At 74.1% G+C, this 13,396-nt stretch carries 10 protein-coding genes; 6 read left to right on the plus strand and 4 right to left on the minus strand.

Features of this window, described 5'->3' with window-relative positions:
* Window positions 1-30 precede the first annotated feature (30 nt).
* Window positions 31-2,727, plus strand: coding sequence for a hypothetical protein (locus ACTWQH_RS07920; RefSeq protein WP_443285643.1), 2,697 nt, complete (start codon window positions 31-33; stop codon window positions 2,725-2,727).
* Here ACTWQH_RS07920 and ACTWQH_RS07925 read toward each other — a convergent pair.
* Window positions 2,724-3,506: an SDR family oxidoreductase gene (locus ACTWQH_RS07925; RefSeq protein WP_443285644.1), complete on the minus strand. Its 783-nt coding sequence runs from the start codon at window positions 3,504-3,506 to the stop codon at window positions 2,724-2,726. The two genes, ACTWQH_RS07920 and ACTWQH_RS07925, sit on opposite strands and share 4 nt — an antisense overlap.
* Window positions 3,507-3,604: 98 nt before the next feature.
* The gene (locus ACTWQH_RS07930) at window positions 3,605-4,969 is read right to left on the minus strand and encodes an RNA-guided endonuclease InsQ/TnpB family protein (protein ID WP_443285645.1); all 1,365 of its coding nucleotides are present in this window, start codon (window positions 4,967-4,969) and stop codon (window positions 3,605-3,607) included.
* A 28-nt stretch (window positions 4,970-4,997) separates the two neighbouring features.
* Between ACTWQH_RS07930 and ACTWQH_RS07935 the strand changes: the two genes are divergently transcribed.
* On the plus strand, window positions 4,998-5,201 hold the full coding sequence (locus ACTWQH_RS07935; RefSeq protein ID WP_443285646.1) for an Arc family DNA-binding protein: 204 nt from the start codon (window positions 4,998-5,000) through the stop codon (window positions 5,199-5,201).
* A 227-nt stretch (window positions 5,202-5,428) separates the two neighbouring features.
* Here ACTWQH_RS07935 and ACTWQH_RS07940 read toward each other — a convergent pair whose 3' ends face one another.
* Window positions 5,429-6,361 (minus strand): helix-turn-helix domain-containing protein, encoded by a 933-nt coding sequence (locus ACTWQH_RS07940; protein ID WP_443285647.1) that lies wholly within the window; start codon window positions 6,359-6,361, stop codon window positions 5,429-5,431.
* A gap of 35 nt (window positions 6,362-6,396) precedes the next feature.
* On the opposite strand from ACTWQH_RS07940, the gene ACTWQH_RS07945 reads away from it, so the two are divergent.
* The gene (locus tag ACTWQH_RS07945) at window positions 6,397-7,239 is read left to right on the plus strand and encodes a phytanoyl-CoA dioxygenase family protein (RefSeq protein ID WP_443285648.1); all 843 of its coding nucleotides are present in this window, start codon (window positions 6,397-6,399) and stop codon (window positions 7,237-7,239) included.
* A gap of 153 nt (window positions 7,240-7,392) precedes the next feature.
* Here the strand turns inward: ACTWQH_RS07945 and ACTWQH_RS07950 are convergent, their stop codons facing one another.
* Window positions 7,393-8,040 carry an HAD family hydrolase gene (locus ACTWQH_RS07950; RefSeq protein WP_443285649.1) on the minus strand — a complete coding sequence of 216 codons (648 nt, stop codon included), beginning with the start codon at window positions 8,038-8,040 and terminating at the stop codon, window positions 7,393-7,395.
* A gap of 22 nt (window positions 8,041-8,062) precedes the next feature.
* Between ACTWQH_RS07950 and ACTWQH_RS07955 the strand changes: the two genes are divergently transcribed.
* The 3 genes from ACTWQH_RS07955 to ACTWQH_RS07965 all read left to right on the plus strand — a co-directional run bounded on the left by ACTWQH_RS07955 (window position 8,063) and on the right by ACTWQH_RS07965 (window position 13,365).
* The gene (locus tag ACTWQH_RS07955; protein ID WP_443285650.1) at window positions 8,063-8,653 is read left to right on the plus strand and encodes an AAA family ATPase; all 591 of its coding nucleotides are present in this window, start codon (window positions 8,063-8,065) and stop codon (window positions 8,651-8,653) included.
* Between the two features lie 168 nt (window positions 8,654-8,821).
* The gene (locus ACTWQH_RS07960) at window positions 8,822-12,364 is read left to right on the plus strand and encodes a DNA polymerase III subunit alpha (RefSeq protein WP_443285723.1); all 3,543 of its coding nucleotides are present in this window, start codon (window positions 8,822-8,824) and stop codon (window positions 12,362-12,364) included.
* Window positions 12,361-13,365, plus strand: coding sequence for a DNA polymerase Y family protein (locus tag ACTWQH_RS07965; RefSeq protein ID WP_443285651.1), 1,005 nt, complete (start codon window positions 12,361-12,363; stop codon window positions 13,363-13,365). The genes ACTWQH_RS07960 and ACTWQH_RS07965 overlap by 4 nt, the downstream gene beginning before the upstream one ends.
* Window positions 13,366-13,396: the final 31 nt, after the last annotated feature.

A 13,396-nucleotide genomic window follows, 5' to 3' on the forward strand; every position in this document is an offset into this window, starting at 1 on the left:
CAAGCGACGACGAGCTGAGGGAAGACAACGATGTCTTGGCACACCTTGGTTGACGCGTTCCGGTACGCCGCCGCGCCGGCGCGCGAGAACGGCAGCCCGGATCGGAAGACGAAGGCGCGGGTCCTGCTGCCGCCCGTCGTGGTGCGCGCCGCCGGAGACACGAGGCGGGCGGCGGAGACCCTGGCGGGCGTTCTGAACGACGGCGGCGGCCGGTGCGTCGCCCACGTGAGCCTCACCGTGCGCCCGGCGGCGGCCTCGCCGCACGAGGGCGTGGCGTCGCTGTGCGACCTCATCACGCCGATGGAGCTGCGGCGTGCCGTCGTGGAGCAGACGGGGCGGTTACGGCTGCCGAACTACTCGCTCATGTGCGACATCGTCGAGTGGCTGCGCAGGCCCTCCGAGCCCGAACGCCCGCTGCGCGACTTCTGCTTCGAGCGCAAGCGGGAGCGGCGGCCCTTCCTGGGCGGGCTGTGGAAGCTGGGAGGAGCGCCGGCCGACGGCTTCGCGCTGGCCGGCGTGTGGAACATGCTGGGCGGCCCGTTCTTCCAGCTCGCTCCCCGGTGGCAGTGGGCGCGCGGGCTCACCCGCCACCTGCTGCGGTCGAACCGGCAGCGGCACGGCTGGTACCGGTCCGCCGTGGGCGAGGGCGCCCCGGTCTTCGGCGTGGACTTCTTCGAGCATGTCGAGCCGCACGTGAAGGCGCTCCTGGAGGGCGGCGACGCGCACGACGGGTCGGTGGCGGAGCGGCAGCGGGAGCTGGACCGGCTCCTGGTGCACGCGCTGCTGGCCGACCTGGCGCGCTGGGCGCGGCCGACGCGCGTCGCGCCGTGGCGGCGCCGGCGGGTGACCCGCTTCGTGTTTCTCGTGCACCTGCCCGACGAGGGGATAGCGGAGGGCAACCGCTGGGAGCACTTCTTCGAGGAGTGCGGCTCGGCCGTCCAGGAGACCAGGTGCGGCGCCGCGCTGTGGGTCGCCGTCGGCCCGCGGGACGCGGCGATAGCGGGCGTCGACGGCACGCTCGCCGACGCGGCCGACGTGCTCAGGTCGGGGCACGGCGACATCCGGGACGACATCCGTCCCCTGCGGGTGCCGCTGCCGGCGGAGGCGGACCATCCCAGGCGCCGCCCGGCCCGGCGGAGCATCAGGCCCACCCCGGGGCCGCGGCTCTGGGCCACCGTCGGGTCCATGGGTGCGGTGGCGATCCTGCTTCTCTTCGCCTCGGGCATCGAGAAGGCCCTGCCCGATGCCGAGCCCGACCCGGCCTGCCTCGGCGGCTCGTCGCCCGATCGGGTCGCCCCGTCTCTCAGGGACCCGGCGGAGAAGGATCTGCGGGGCCTGTACCGCGATGCCTGGGAGATGATCGAAGAGGAGAACGCGCGGGCGGATCAGGAGGCGGCACAGGAACAGGGCAGGACGGTCCGGACGATCGCCTACATGGCCGTGCCCGTCAACGGCGACTGGGACGAGGATCAGCAGCGGTCCGACGGCGCCGTGCCGGAGCTGCGCGGCATCGCCCTCGCCCAGCGGGCGCTGAACGACGAGGCGCGCAGCAACGACCTGAAGGTCTGGCTGCGCGTGAAGTTCTTCAACGCCGGGGAGGGATACCGGGACGCGCCCGATGCCGCACGCGACATCGTGGACTGGGCCGAGGCCGCCCCGGACGAGCTGATCGGCGTGGTGGGCATCGCGCAGAGCTGGGACACCACCCGGGAGGCCGTACAGATCCTCAGCGCGGCGCAGATCCCCACGATCGCCACCAACGCCACGGCGGACGAGATGCAGTCCGGCGTCTATTTCCACCAGATAGCGCCCCCCAGCAGCCGCGAGGCGGAGATCGCCACCGCGTTCACGCGCCAGGCCGGCATCGTCCGGGATGCCTCGGGCGGCTGCGCTCCCGCCCGGGCGGCGGTGGTCGTCCAGGACCCGAACGACCTGTACAGCATGTCCCTCGGGACCAGCTTCAGCCGGCAGTTCGCGAGTGACGGCGGGCGCGGCAGCGTGCGCAGGCTGTGGTATTCCCCCGACGCCGGCTCGCCCAGGCCGATGCCGCCGGAGGGCGCCTCGTGGGAGGAGAGCGTGCGCGGCGTGGCCGTCTCGGTGTGCGAGCGGATCCGCCGCGACCCGGACACGCCCACCGTCGTCTACTGGGCGTCCAGGGCGCGCGAGTTCGACGCCTTCCTGGACGACTTCGGGGACTCGACCCCCTGCGCGGGCGAGGCCCTCACGGTGGTGGGCGGCAACGGGCTCACCAACCCCGCTCTCTCGGGCACATACGAGAACCACCCCTGGCTGCGCCTGTACCACGCCGCGCACGTGCTGCCCGTCGGGCAGTCGCTCAGCCACGTCGCCGTGGGCTTCAACGCCGCGTACGCCCAGTTCGGCACGGACGACCCCTGGCGCAACGACGGGCACGCGGCCCTGGCGTACGACACGATGCAGGTGATGGCGGAGGCCGCGAACGAGGCGTACGCCAGCACCGGCGGGCAGAGCGTCAACCGCGAGAGCGTGCAGGTCGTGCTGAACCGCGGCGTCGAGAGGGCGGGAGCCAGCGGCGCCATCGACTTTCCCGCCGGGGAACCGGTCTCGCGCGACAAGCCGCTGGTCATCCTCCACCACACCGACGAGGGCTCGGAACCGGTCCTGTCCTGCGGGACGTTCGCGCCGAACGCCGGCTCGGTCACCGAGTGGGGCCCGGGCGGGGCGTTCGACTGCCCGCGCGACGACTAGGCCCTGTCCTGGCCCGGCCCCGGCTGGGAGGCGGCCTTGCGCTGCTCCGCGAGCCACTCGTCGAAGGTGGTCGGCGCGATGCGGGCGTCCTCGCCCGGCAGCATCACGTCGCCCGCCATCGACGGGCCGAAGAGCCCCGACCACGTCGGCACGAGCCTCACCGTGCGGCCGCGGGCCTCGAAGGTGCGCCGCGCCATGTCCACCAGGTCCTGCGGCTCGGGCCCGGCGACGTCGCGGTAACGCCCCCGCGGCTCGCCCGTCGCGATCTCGGCGAGGACGGCGGCCACGTCCGCCGGGGCGATCGGCTGCACCAGCAGCGGCGCGATGGTGGCGACGCCCTCCCGCTCGGTCCAGCCGGCGACCATGGCGGCGAAGTCGTGGAACTGCGTGGCCGGCACGGTCGTCCACGGCACCGGGCCCTCCGCCACGAGGCGCTCCTGCTCCCGCTTGCCGGCGTAGTGCGCGTTGCCCTCGACGCGGGTCAGCGCGGCGATCGACAGCAGCACGTGGTGGCGGACCCCGGCCCGCTCCTCGGCGGCGAGCAGGTTGCGCGTGGCGGTCCCGAAGTACGCCACCGTCTCGGCCCGGTCGGTCGAGGGCCCGTTGGTGGCGTCGACGACCGCCTCCACGCCGGCCAGCGCGGCGTCGAGCCCCTCGCCTGTCGACAGGTCGACACCCTGCGAGCGGCTGATGCCCACGACCTCGTGCCCCTCGCGTTCCAGGGCGGCGACGGTGAGGCTCCCTATGTTCCCGCTCGCACCGGCAACTGCGATCCGCATGGCGGTCTCTCTCCTCAACTCACGCTCGACTCATGCCGACTCGCCCCCCGGCGTTCTCCGCCGGACCGTATCTCGGACTAAATAGATCCGCAACATCTTTATATATCTTTATATGCTCGGGGCATGAAGCTGCCTGTGAGCACCGATTGACATCCTCCCCCTCTTAATATGAGGGGGATTCCAACCCGGGTGGGTCGAGGTTCACGGGCGCTCGAACGGCTGGTGGCCGCTGTCGCCCCTCCGGCACCGGCTGTTCGCCGGGGGCGGGGGATCCCGCCCTGTCCTGCCGCGACATTGACCGCTGAGTTGGTGTCCGCGTTGCAGGTGAACCCGCAGGAGACGCAGGAGAACTCGGCTTGGCTCTTGCGCGAGTTCTTCTCGATCCATCCGCAGGCGCTGCATCGCAGACTCGTGTACGGGGCGGGGACGTCCTCCACCCGGCCGGGGGCCTTGTCTTGTGTGCGTCGGCGGAGCAGGCCCCAGCCCTGGGCGAGGATCGCCCGGTTCAACCCGGCCTTCTGTTTCACGCGTTTGCCAGGCTGCTCGATGGTCCCCTTCGCCGAGCGGGTCATGTTCCTGATGTTCAGCTTCTCAAACCGCACCAGGTCATAGGTCCGGGCGAGCATCGTTGAGGTCTTCTCGCACCAGTCCTTGCGGATGTTCGCCTTGCGGGCCTTGAGTCTGGCCACCTTCGCGTACTCGGCCGCCTTGGCCTTGCTGCCCTTGGGAGCGCGGGCAGCCCGCCGCTGGTGTTTGCAGATCCGGGCCCGCTCTCTGCCGGTGAGCTGCGGGCAGTTCAGCTTTCGGCCGTCGGAGAGGGCCGCGGTGATGGCCACACCCCGGTCGATGCCGATAACCTCGCCCGTCCCGGGCGCCTCGACGGGTTCGGGGATGACCGCGAACGCGATGTGCCACTGGCCGTTGCGGAAGGTGACGCGGAATGTCTTCGCCGATGGCAGCTCGGCGCCCTTGCCCTTGCGGCTGAGGCGGAAGCGGACCCAGCCGCAGCCGGGCACCTTGACCTGGGCCCAGCGCCTGTTGAGCTTGTGCACCACCACCAAGCGGCCCATGACCTGCTTGCCCTCGGCGTTCAGCTTCGCAGACCCGTCCACTTCGAACTCTGGTACCCGGTCGGTACCGATGACCCGGAAGCCCTCATGCACGAACTTCTTGCGCCAAGTCGGCTTCCCGAACCCAGAGGTGAAGCGCGCCTGCTTGGCTTTGGCGAAGTCCTTGAGCGCCTGCTGCTGCACATCCGCGTTCCCGGCCCGAAGCCACTCGTTGTCGTGCCGGGCCTCGGTGAGCTGACGGCACTGCTCGGCGAAGCCAGGCGGAGACTTCCGGCCCTGCTTCCAGTGCGCGTGCTGCTCGACAGCGAGGTTCCACACGTACCGGGCATGCGCGCAGTGCAGGAGCATCTGCTCTTCCTGCGCACGCGTCGGGTCCATCCGGAACTTCGCCATGGGTTGGTTATGGGTCTAGATTGGGTGCATGGTCAACTTCAACCTTCGCCTTCCCGACGACGTGCACGAGGCCGTCAAGGCCGCGGCAGCTCGCGAGGGGCGCTCTCAGCATGGACAGATCCTGTGGTACTTGCGTCTTGCGACCGGCCTGAGCGAGACACCGAATCGCCCTGACGGCGATTCGGCTGCTTCTGCACCGCTACGCGGGAGCGGGCATTCCCCCACCGCCTGAAGGCGGTGGTCCCCTGCCCGGAGAGACCGGTGGAGGGCTCCCTTGCAGCGGAGCATCCAGGCGTTCCTTCTGGGACCGGCGAGGGCCCCGGCGAGATGGGGATCTCCAGCAGTGCGGCCTGTGACCTGTCGCAGTGGCGGGACTGGCAGACCCCGACCCTCACCCGGTAGTCCGGAATTCTGACGAGAGTTCCGGAGCCCGGCGTGCGAACGCCGGGCTCCGGCCCGTCACAGGCCCCCGGGCCGGTCGCGGTACGCCCCCGGCGGCACGCCGTAGCGCCGGCGGAAGAGGCGGCTGAAGTGGAACGGGCTGGCGAAGCCGGAGGCGGCGGCCACCCGGGACACGGGGAGCGGGGTGGCCTCCAGCAGGCGCGCGGCGTGCCGCAGCCGGGCGTCGCGCAGCGCGCGCATGGGCGTGTGGCCGAGCTGCTCGGCGAAGAGGTGCGCCAGCCGGGAGGGGGAGAGGGACACCGCCGCCGCCAGGGAGGCGACCGTGTGCGGGGCGCCGGGGTCGGCCGCGATGAGCGCCTCCACCCGGCGTACCCGGGGGTCGACGCCCGCCCGCCTCCCGGCCGTAGCGGCAGCCGTTGCCGTAGCCGTCGCCAGCAGGACGATCTCCTCGACGCGGCCCAGCACCAGCTCCCGGGCGCGCCAGCCGTGCGCCACGGCGACCCGGCCCGGCTCCGGCTCCTGCCCCTGCTCCGGCGGGTGGGGATCGCCCGCCCAGCGGGCGTCGGCGTGCATGCGCCGGAACGCCGCCGCCACGCGCGCCCCGAGGCCCGGCGGCACGGGCGAGACCGCGTGCAGGCCGTCTCCGGTGCCGAAGGGCCGCAGCCAGGCGCCCCAGGACGGCCGGGCCTGGCAGTGCACCCACCAGAACGCCCACCGGCCGGCGTCCGCGTCGGCGGCGTACCGGTGCGGCACGCCGGGGCCGAGCACCACCAGGTCGCCCGGGCCGGCCACCGCGGCGGCCCCGCCCTGCCGCAGCCGGCCGCGCCCGGCGGTGGTCCAGGTGAACAGCCAGCTGTCGGCGCCGCGCGGCCGGTGCACGGCGTAGCCGGGACGCTCGTCGAAGTAGCCCACGGTCACCAGGCCCGGGGGCGGCGACGGCGCGGCGGGGAACGCAGCAGTTTCCGGCAGATCCTCAGCATCCACGGGCATCCTCACCACCGCTCGCTCGGCCTAGCGTCGGCTCCATGACGGCCACGACGACGCGGACGACGACGCAGACGACGACGCAGATACTGACAGACGAGGACCACCGGCGTTTTCAGGACGAGGGCTTCGCGGTGGTGCGGCGCCTCTTCGGCCGGGAGGAGGTCGAGGAGCTGCGCGGGGAGTTCATGGCGCTGAGGGAGGCCGGCCCGATCCCCGGGCACTTCGAGCCGCGCGCGACGGAGTCCGGCGGCCCGGCCGACCCGCTGCACGCCTACCCCCGGGTGATGCACCCGCACGAGGTCAACGAGCTGGCGCTGCGCTACCTCACCGACCCCCGGCTGGGCACGGTGCTGGAGCGGCTGCTGGGGGAGGAGGCGCTGGCGGCGCAGAGCATGTTCTACTTCAAGCCGCCGGGCGCCCGGGGCCAGGCGCTCCACCAGGACAACTTCTACCTGCGGGTGGAGCCGGGCACCTGCGTGGCCGCGTGGGTGGCGTGCGACGTGATCGACCAGGAGAACGGCGGGCTCGAGGTCGTCCCGGGCACGCACCGGATGGACCTGTTCTGCCCGGAGGAGGCCGACGCGGAGACCTCCTTCGCCCGCGAGTACGTCCCGCCGCCGCCGGGACTGGCCGCCGTGCCGGTCGACATGGAGCCGGGCGACGTGCTGTTCTTCAACGGCAGCCTGGTGCACGGCTCCCAGCCCAACCGCAGCGCCGACCGGTTCCGCCGCTCCTTCATCTGCCACTACGTCGGCCGCTCGACGGAGCGGATCGGTACCTGGTACCGCACGATCTCCCTGCGCGGGGAACGGGTGCCCCTCCCGGAGAGCGAGGGCGCGGGCCCCTGCGGCACGGAGTTCGAACCGGCCGGCCCGCACTGAGCCCTGGCCGGGCGGGCTCGGCGGCGCCGCGCGGCCGGGCGCGCGCGTCCGCGCCCGACCGGGCGCCCCGGGCGGCGTGCCCGACCCCTTCGGAGAACCGGGCTCGCGCATGCACCGCACCGGCGACGTGGTGCGGCCGCGCGCCGCGTCGGATCAGCCGCCCAGCAACGCCGGGAGCTTGCGCATGTCGTCGAAGACGACCGTGCCCTCGCCCGCCAGCCACTCCGCCGGGGTCAGGCCGCCCGCGTAGCCGAAGGAGCGCATCCCGGCGGCGCGGGCGGCCCGGACGCCGTACTGGCTGTCCTCGACCACCGCGCAGCGCCCCGGCTCCACGCCCATCCGCGCCGCCGCGTACAGGAAGAGGTCCGGCTCGGGCTTGCCGCGCGCCACCTCGCTGGAGCTGAAGATGCGGCCCGCGAAGCGCTCGTACAGGCCGGTGCGGCCCAGCGTGCGCCGCATCTTGTCGTGGCGCCCGCTGGAGGCGACGCAGGTGGGGAGGGCGATGGCGTCCAGCGCCTCGCTGATGCCGTCGACCTCGGTCAGCTCCGCGTCGATGGCCCTCGCCAGCCGCCGCTGGTACTCCTCTGACCAGCGCCCGGCCGCATCCTCGCCGAGCCGCTCGGCGATCTGCGCGCTCACCGCCCGCTCCGAGCGGCCGAGGAAGCGGTCGACGATCTCCCCCTCGGTGAGGGGCCAGCCCAGCTCCGCGCCCAGCGCGACGCACACCCGCAGCGCCAGGGGCTCGGTGTCCACCAGCACCCCGTCGCAGTCGAAGATCACCACATCGATCGGGAGAGTCACCCGGGCACCTTAACCTTCCGGAATGACCACATCGACATCGCACGAGAACGTCGCGGCCGGGAACGGGGAGATCCTCGTGCTGAGCGGGCCGCCGGGCGCCGGGAAGACCACGGTGGCCCGGCTGCTGGCGGAGGAGCGGCTGGCCTCGCCCAGCGTCCACCTCTACACCGACGACTTCTGGGCCTTCATCCGGCAGGGGGCCATCTCACCGCTCGAGCCCGGGTCCCGCCGGCAGAACGAGATCGTCGTCGGCGTCATCGCCCAGGCGGCCACGGGCTACGCGGCCGGCGGCTATCACGTGGTGGTGGACGGCGTGGTCGGCCCGTGGTTCGTCGACGAGTTCCGCCGGCCCGCCCGCGCGGCTGGCGTTCCCCTCCACTACGCCGTCCTCCGCCCGGACGAGCCCACGACGCTGGCCCGCGGCACCTCGCGCCCCGGCCACCTGCTGACCGAGCCCGGCCCCATCCGCTCGATGCACGAGCAGTTCCGCGAACTGGGCCCGTACGAGAACCACGTCCTCGACACCACCGGGCTGTCCCCGGAGGCCACCGCGGACGCGGTGATGGCGGCGCTCGCGTCGGGGGACCTCCGGCTGGTGCCCGAGCCGGACTGAGGGCGGACATTTCCGGCCACGCCAGGCCGCGCCACATCCCCCCAAGATCCACTGTGACCTGCTGATACTCCATCATCGAACATCAGTGCGATGGCTGGTTTATGGTGGAACCAGAAAGCGGCGGGACAGGGGGGCCGGATGTGACGGGAGGTGCGTGTGGCTGGCGCGCTGTCCGGCTTCGTGCATCTGCACGTGGCGTCCGGATTCTCCGCGCGGTACGGCGCCTCGCATCCCGAGGTGCTCGCCGAGCGGGCGGCCGAGCGCGGCATGAGCGCGCTCGCGCTGACCGACCGGGACACCCTCGCCGGGGCCGTCCGCTTCAGCCGGGCCTGCGCGCAGGCCGGGGTGCGCCCGGTGTACGGGGTCGAGCTGGCCGCCGCGACGCCGCCGGAGGAGAGCGGCGGGGGCGGGCGTGCCACCCGCCGGCGCAGGACGCCGGTCCGGGGCGGTGCCTTTGTCGATGAATCGGCACCACGGGTGGTCTTCCTCGCCCGGGACGGCGCGGCCGGCTGGGCGGAGCTGTGCCGGCTGGTCACCGCCGCCCACGCCCACCCCCACGGCGCCGCCGCCTCCGGCAGCCGCGACGACCACCCCCTGCTGCCGTGGCACGAGACCCACGGGGACGGGCTGATCGTGCTGCTCGGCCCCGACTCCGAGCCCGGCCGGGCCCTGACCGCCGGCCGGCCCGACCGCGCCGCCCGGCTGCTCGCCCCCTGGCGCGAGGTCTTCGGCGACGCCCTGCGCCTGGAGGTCAGCGCCAGCGCCCCCACCCGCACCGCCGCACGCACCCTCGGCCTCGCCGCCGAGCAGGGCGTTTCCCCCGTGCTGACCAACGCCGTGCGCTACGCCGACGCCGGCCAGGGCCCGGTCGCCGACGTGCTGGACGCCGCCCGCCGCCTGACCCCCATCGACCCGCGCCAGGGGCTGGACTCCGGCGAACGCTGGCTGAAGGACCCCGACGCGATGACCCGCGCCGCCCGGCGCGTCGCCGAGGCGGCGGGCTACGGCCGTTCCGCCGCCCACCGCCTGCTGGAGCTGACCGAGGAGACCGCCCACGCCTGCCGGGTCGATCCGGAGGACGACCTGGGCATCGGCAGCGTCCACTTCCCCGAGCCGCACCTGGTCGGCGCCCGGTCCCGCACCGCCGAGCGCGTGCTGCGCTCCCGCTGCGCGGCCGGCATGATCGCCCGCCGCCACGAGCGGGACGAGGCCCGCTGGCGGCGCCTGGAGGAGGAGCTGCGGATCATCGAACGCCTCGGCTACGCCTCCTACTTCCTCACCGTCGCCCAGGTGGTGGCCGACATCCGGGCGCTGGGCATCCGGGTCACCGCCCGCGGCTCCGGAGCCGGGTCCTTCGTCAACCACCTCCTCGGCATCGCCCACGCCGACCCGGTCGAGCACGGCCTGCTGATGGAGCGCTTCCTCTCGCCGCGCCGTGCCGTGCTGCCCGACATCGACGTCGACGTGGAGTCGGCCCGCCGCCTGGAGGCGTACCGGGCCATCTTCGAGCGCTTCGGCGAGGAGCGGGTGGCGACCGTGGCGATGCCCGAGACCTACCGGGTGCGGCACGCCATCCGCGACGTCGGCCTCGCGCTCGGCATGGACCCGGAGGAGACCGGCCGGCTGGCCAAGGCGTTCCCGCACATCCGGGCGCGCGACGCCCGCGCGGCGCTGGAGGAGCTGCCCGAGCTGGCGGGCATCGACGCCCACGCCGTGGAGGCGAAGGCGCCCGGGCTGTGGCGGCTGGTGGAGGCGCTGGACGCGCTGCCGCGCGGCGTCGCCATGCACCCGTGCGGGGTGCTGCTCTCCGACGCCTCGCTGCGGCGGCGCACGCCCGTGGTGCCCACCAGCGGCGAGGGCTTCGCCATGTCACAGTTCGACAAGGACGACGTGGAGGACCTCGGGCTGCTCAAGCTCGACGTGCTGGGGGTGCGGATGCAGTCCGCGATGGCGCACGCCCTCGCCGAGACCGAGCGGGCCACGGGCGAACGCCCCGACGTGGACGCCGCGTCCGCGCGCCCCACGGACGAGGCGACCTATCGACTCATCCGCTCCGCCGAGACGCTCGGCTGCTTCCAGATCGAGTCGCCCGGGCAGCGCGACCTCATCTCCCGGCTCCAGCCGAGCACCTTCCACGACCTCGTCGTCGACATATCGCTCTTCCGCCCCGGGCCGGTCGCCGCCGACATGGTGCGGCCGTTCATCGAGGCCCGGCACGGCAGGAGGCCGCCGCGCTACCCCCACCCCGACCTGGAGCCGGTGCTGCGCGAGACCCACGGCGTGGTCGTCTTCCACGAGCAGATCATCCGGATCCTCGCCGTCATGACCGGCTGCGACCGGGCGAGGGCCGACGAGGCCCGGCGCGCGCTGTCGGACCGCGAGCGGGTCGGGCGGGTGCACGCCTGGTTCGCCGAGGAGACCGCCCGGCGGGGTTACGCCACCGAGGTCATCGCCCGCACCTGGGAGATCGTCGAGGCGTTCGGCTCCTACGGCTTCTGCAAGGCGCACGCCGTCGCCTTCGCCGTGCCCACCTACCAGTCGGCCTGGCTCAAGGCCCACCACCCGGCCGCCTTCTACGCCGGGCTGCTCACCCACGACCCCGGCATGTACCCCAAGCGGCTGCTGCTGGCCGACGCCCGGCGGCGCGGCGTACCGATCCTGCCGCTGGACGTGAACCACTCCGACGCCGCCTATCGAATCGAACTGGAGTCTGAATCCGGTCGCTGGGGCGTGCGGTTGGCGCTCAGCGAGGTGCGGGGCATCTCCCAGGCCGAGGCGGAACGCATCGCCGCCGGGCGGCCGTACGCCTCCCTGTCCGAGCTGCTCGGCCGGGCCGCGCCCTCCCTCCCGGTCGCCGAACGACTCGCCCGCGTCGGGGCGCTGGACGCCTTCGGCGCCAACCGCCGGGACCTGCTGCTGCACATCGCCGAGCTGCACCGGCAGCGGCACGGCGGCGGGAGGAGCGCGAGGGGCCGTCAGCTCCCCCTCGGCGAGGGCGAGGGCGAGGACGGGGGCGAGACGGGCCCGTACGCCGACCGGGTGCCGCCCGCCGGGCTGCCGGACCTGGACGCGGACGAACGCCTCGGCGCCGAGCTCGGCGTGCTCGGCCTGGACGCCTCCCGCCACCTGATGGCCGACCACCGCGCCTTCCTCGGCGAGCTGGGCGTCACCCCCGCCCGGCGGCTGCGCGAGGCCGGCAGCGGCGAGACGGTCCTGGTCGCCGGGGCCAAGGTGGCCACCCAGACCCCGCCGATCCGGTCCGGCCGCCGCGTCATCTTCGCCACCCTCGACGACACCACCGGCCTGGTCGACCTCGCCTTCTTCGACGACTCCCACGCCGCCTGCGCCCACACCGTCTTCCACTCCTGGCTGCTGCTGGTGCGCGGCACGGTGCAGCGGCGCGGCCCGCGCGCGCTCAGCGTGGTCGGGCAGGCCGCCTGGGACCTCGCCGAGCTCGCCGCCCTGCGCGAGACGGGCGGCCTCGACGCGGTCGCAGCGGCGCTCGCCGAGGGCGGAGCCGGCGAAGCCGGGGGAGCTGGCGAAGCTGGCGGCCAACGCGACCAACATGTCGACGAATCGACCAAGCGCCACATCGAGCTGTCCACCGGCTACACCCTCCACCCCTGGGCCGACCTCAGGCCCGCCGGGGAATCCCCCAAGTCCGCCAAGTCCGCCAAGTTGTGGCACTCCAGCCCCGGGAGCGCGGGATGAACGGCCGCCAGGTGCTGTACGTGCGCTTCCTCGGCCTCGGCGAGAAGCGGGCCGAGGAGCGGTACGCCGCGCTGCTGCGGCTGCTCGACGGCATCACCCCCGTCGTCCAGGCCGTGCCGCCCGACGCCGCCTTCGCCGACGTGAGGGGCGCGGCGCGCTACTTCGGCCTCGACGCCGTGCGGCTGGCCCGCCTGGTGAGGGTCAGGGCGCTGGCCCTGCACGGCACCGACTGCGCCATCGGCGTCGCCGTCAACCCGCTGCTCGCCCGCATGGCCGCCGCCCAGCACGGCGGCGCCCGTCCCGGGGTGTTCGCCGTCCCCGGCTCCCAGGCCGCCATCGCCGGCTTCCTGGCCCCCAAGCCGCCCGCCGCCCTGCACGGTGTGGGCCCCGCCACCGCCGGCGCCCTGCGCGCCTACGGCCTCGACACCGTCGGCAAGATCGCGGCCACGCCGCCCGCCACCCTCCAGCGCATCCTCGGCGCCACCCAGGCCCGCCGGGTCCACGCCCTCGCCCACGGCATCGACCCCACCCCTGTCACCCCCGCCGCCCCGCCCCGCTCGGCCGGCGCCGAACTCCGCTTCGGCCACGACGAGCTGGACCCCGACGCCCGCCGCCGCGCCCTGCTCACCCTCGCCGACAAGCTCGGCTTCCGGCTGCGCTGCGAGGGCCAGGTCGCCCGCGCCCTCACCCTCACCGTCCGCTACGCCGACCACACCGCCACCACCCGCACCCGCGCCCTGGCCGAACCGACCGCCCACACCCCGGCGTTGGTGGACACGGCCTACGCCCTGCACGCCGCGCTCGGCCTGCAGCGCGCCCGCGTCCGCGGCCTCGCGCTGCGCGCCGAGGACCTCACCGACGCGGGCGACGCCCCGCACCAGCTCTCCCTCGACCCGGCGGACGAGCGCCGCCGCCGCGCCGAGGCGGCGGCCGACCGCGCCCGCCGCCGCTTCGGCCGCGGGGCGGCAGGACCCGCGGCCGCGCATCTGGACGCGGCGTGAACTCGTCGGTAACGTGACTCATCGGTAATCG

The organism is Streptomyces sp. 6N223, assembly GCF_052246635.1.
In the GTDB taxonomy this organism is placed as follows: domain Bacteria; phylum Actinomycetota; class Actinomycetes; order Streptomycetales; family Streptomycetaceae; genus Streptomyces.

Excerpts from the sequence above, each read along its gene's own strand:
- ACTWQH_RS07920 (WP_443285643.1), top strand. The coding sequence starts at position 31 with ATGTCTTGGCACACCTTGGTTGACGCGTTCCGGTACGCCGCCGCGCCG.
- ACTWQH_RS07925 (WP_443285644.1), bottom strand. The coding sequence starts at position 3,506 with ATGCGGATCGCAGTTGCCGGTGCGAGCGGGAACATAGGGAGCCTCACC.
- ACTWQH_RS07930 (WP_443285645.1), bottom strand. The coding sequence starts at position 4,969 with ATGGCGAAGTTCCGGATGGACCCGACGCGTGCGCAGGAAGAGCAGATG.
- ACTWQH_RS07935 (WP_443285646.1), top strand. The coding sequence starts at position 4,998 with ATGGTCAACTTCAACCTTCGCCTTCCCGACGACGTGCACGAGGCCGTC.
- ACTWQH_RS07940 (WP_443285647.1), bottom strand. The coding sequence starts at position 6,361 with ATGCCCGTGGATGCTGAGGATCTGCCGGAAACTGCTGCGTTCCCCGCC.
- ACTWQH_RS07945 (WP_443285648.1), top strand. The coding sequence starts at position 6,397 with ATGACGGCCACGACGACGCGGACGACGACGCAGACGACGACGCAGATA.
- ACTWQH_RS07955 (WP_443285650.1), top strand. The coding sequence starts at position 8,063 with ATGACCACATCGACATCGCACGAGAACGTCGCGGCCGGGAACGGGGAG.
- ACTWQH_RS07965 (WP_443285651.1), top strand. The coding sequence starts at position 12,361 with ATGAACGGCCGCCAGGTGCTGTACGTGCGCTTCCTCGGCCTCGGCGAG.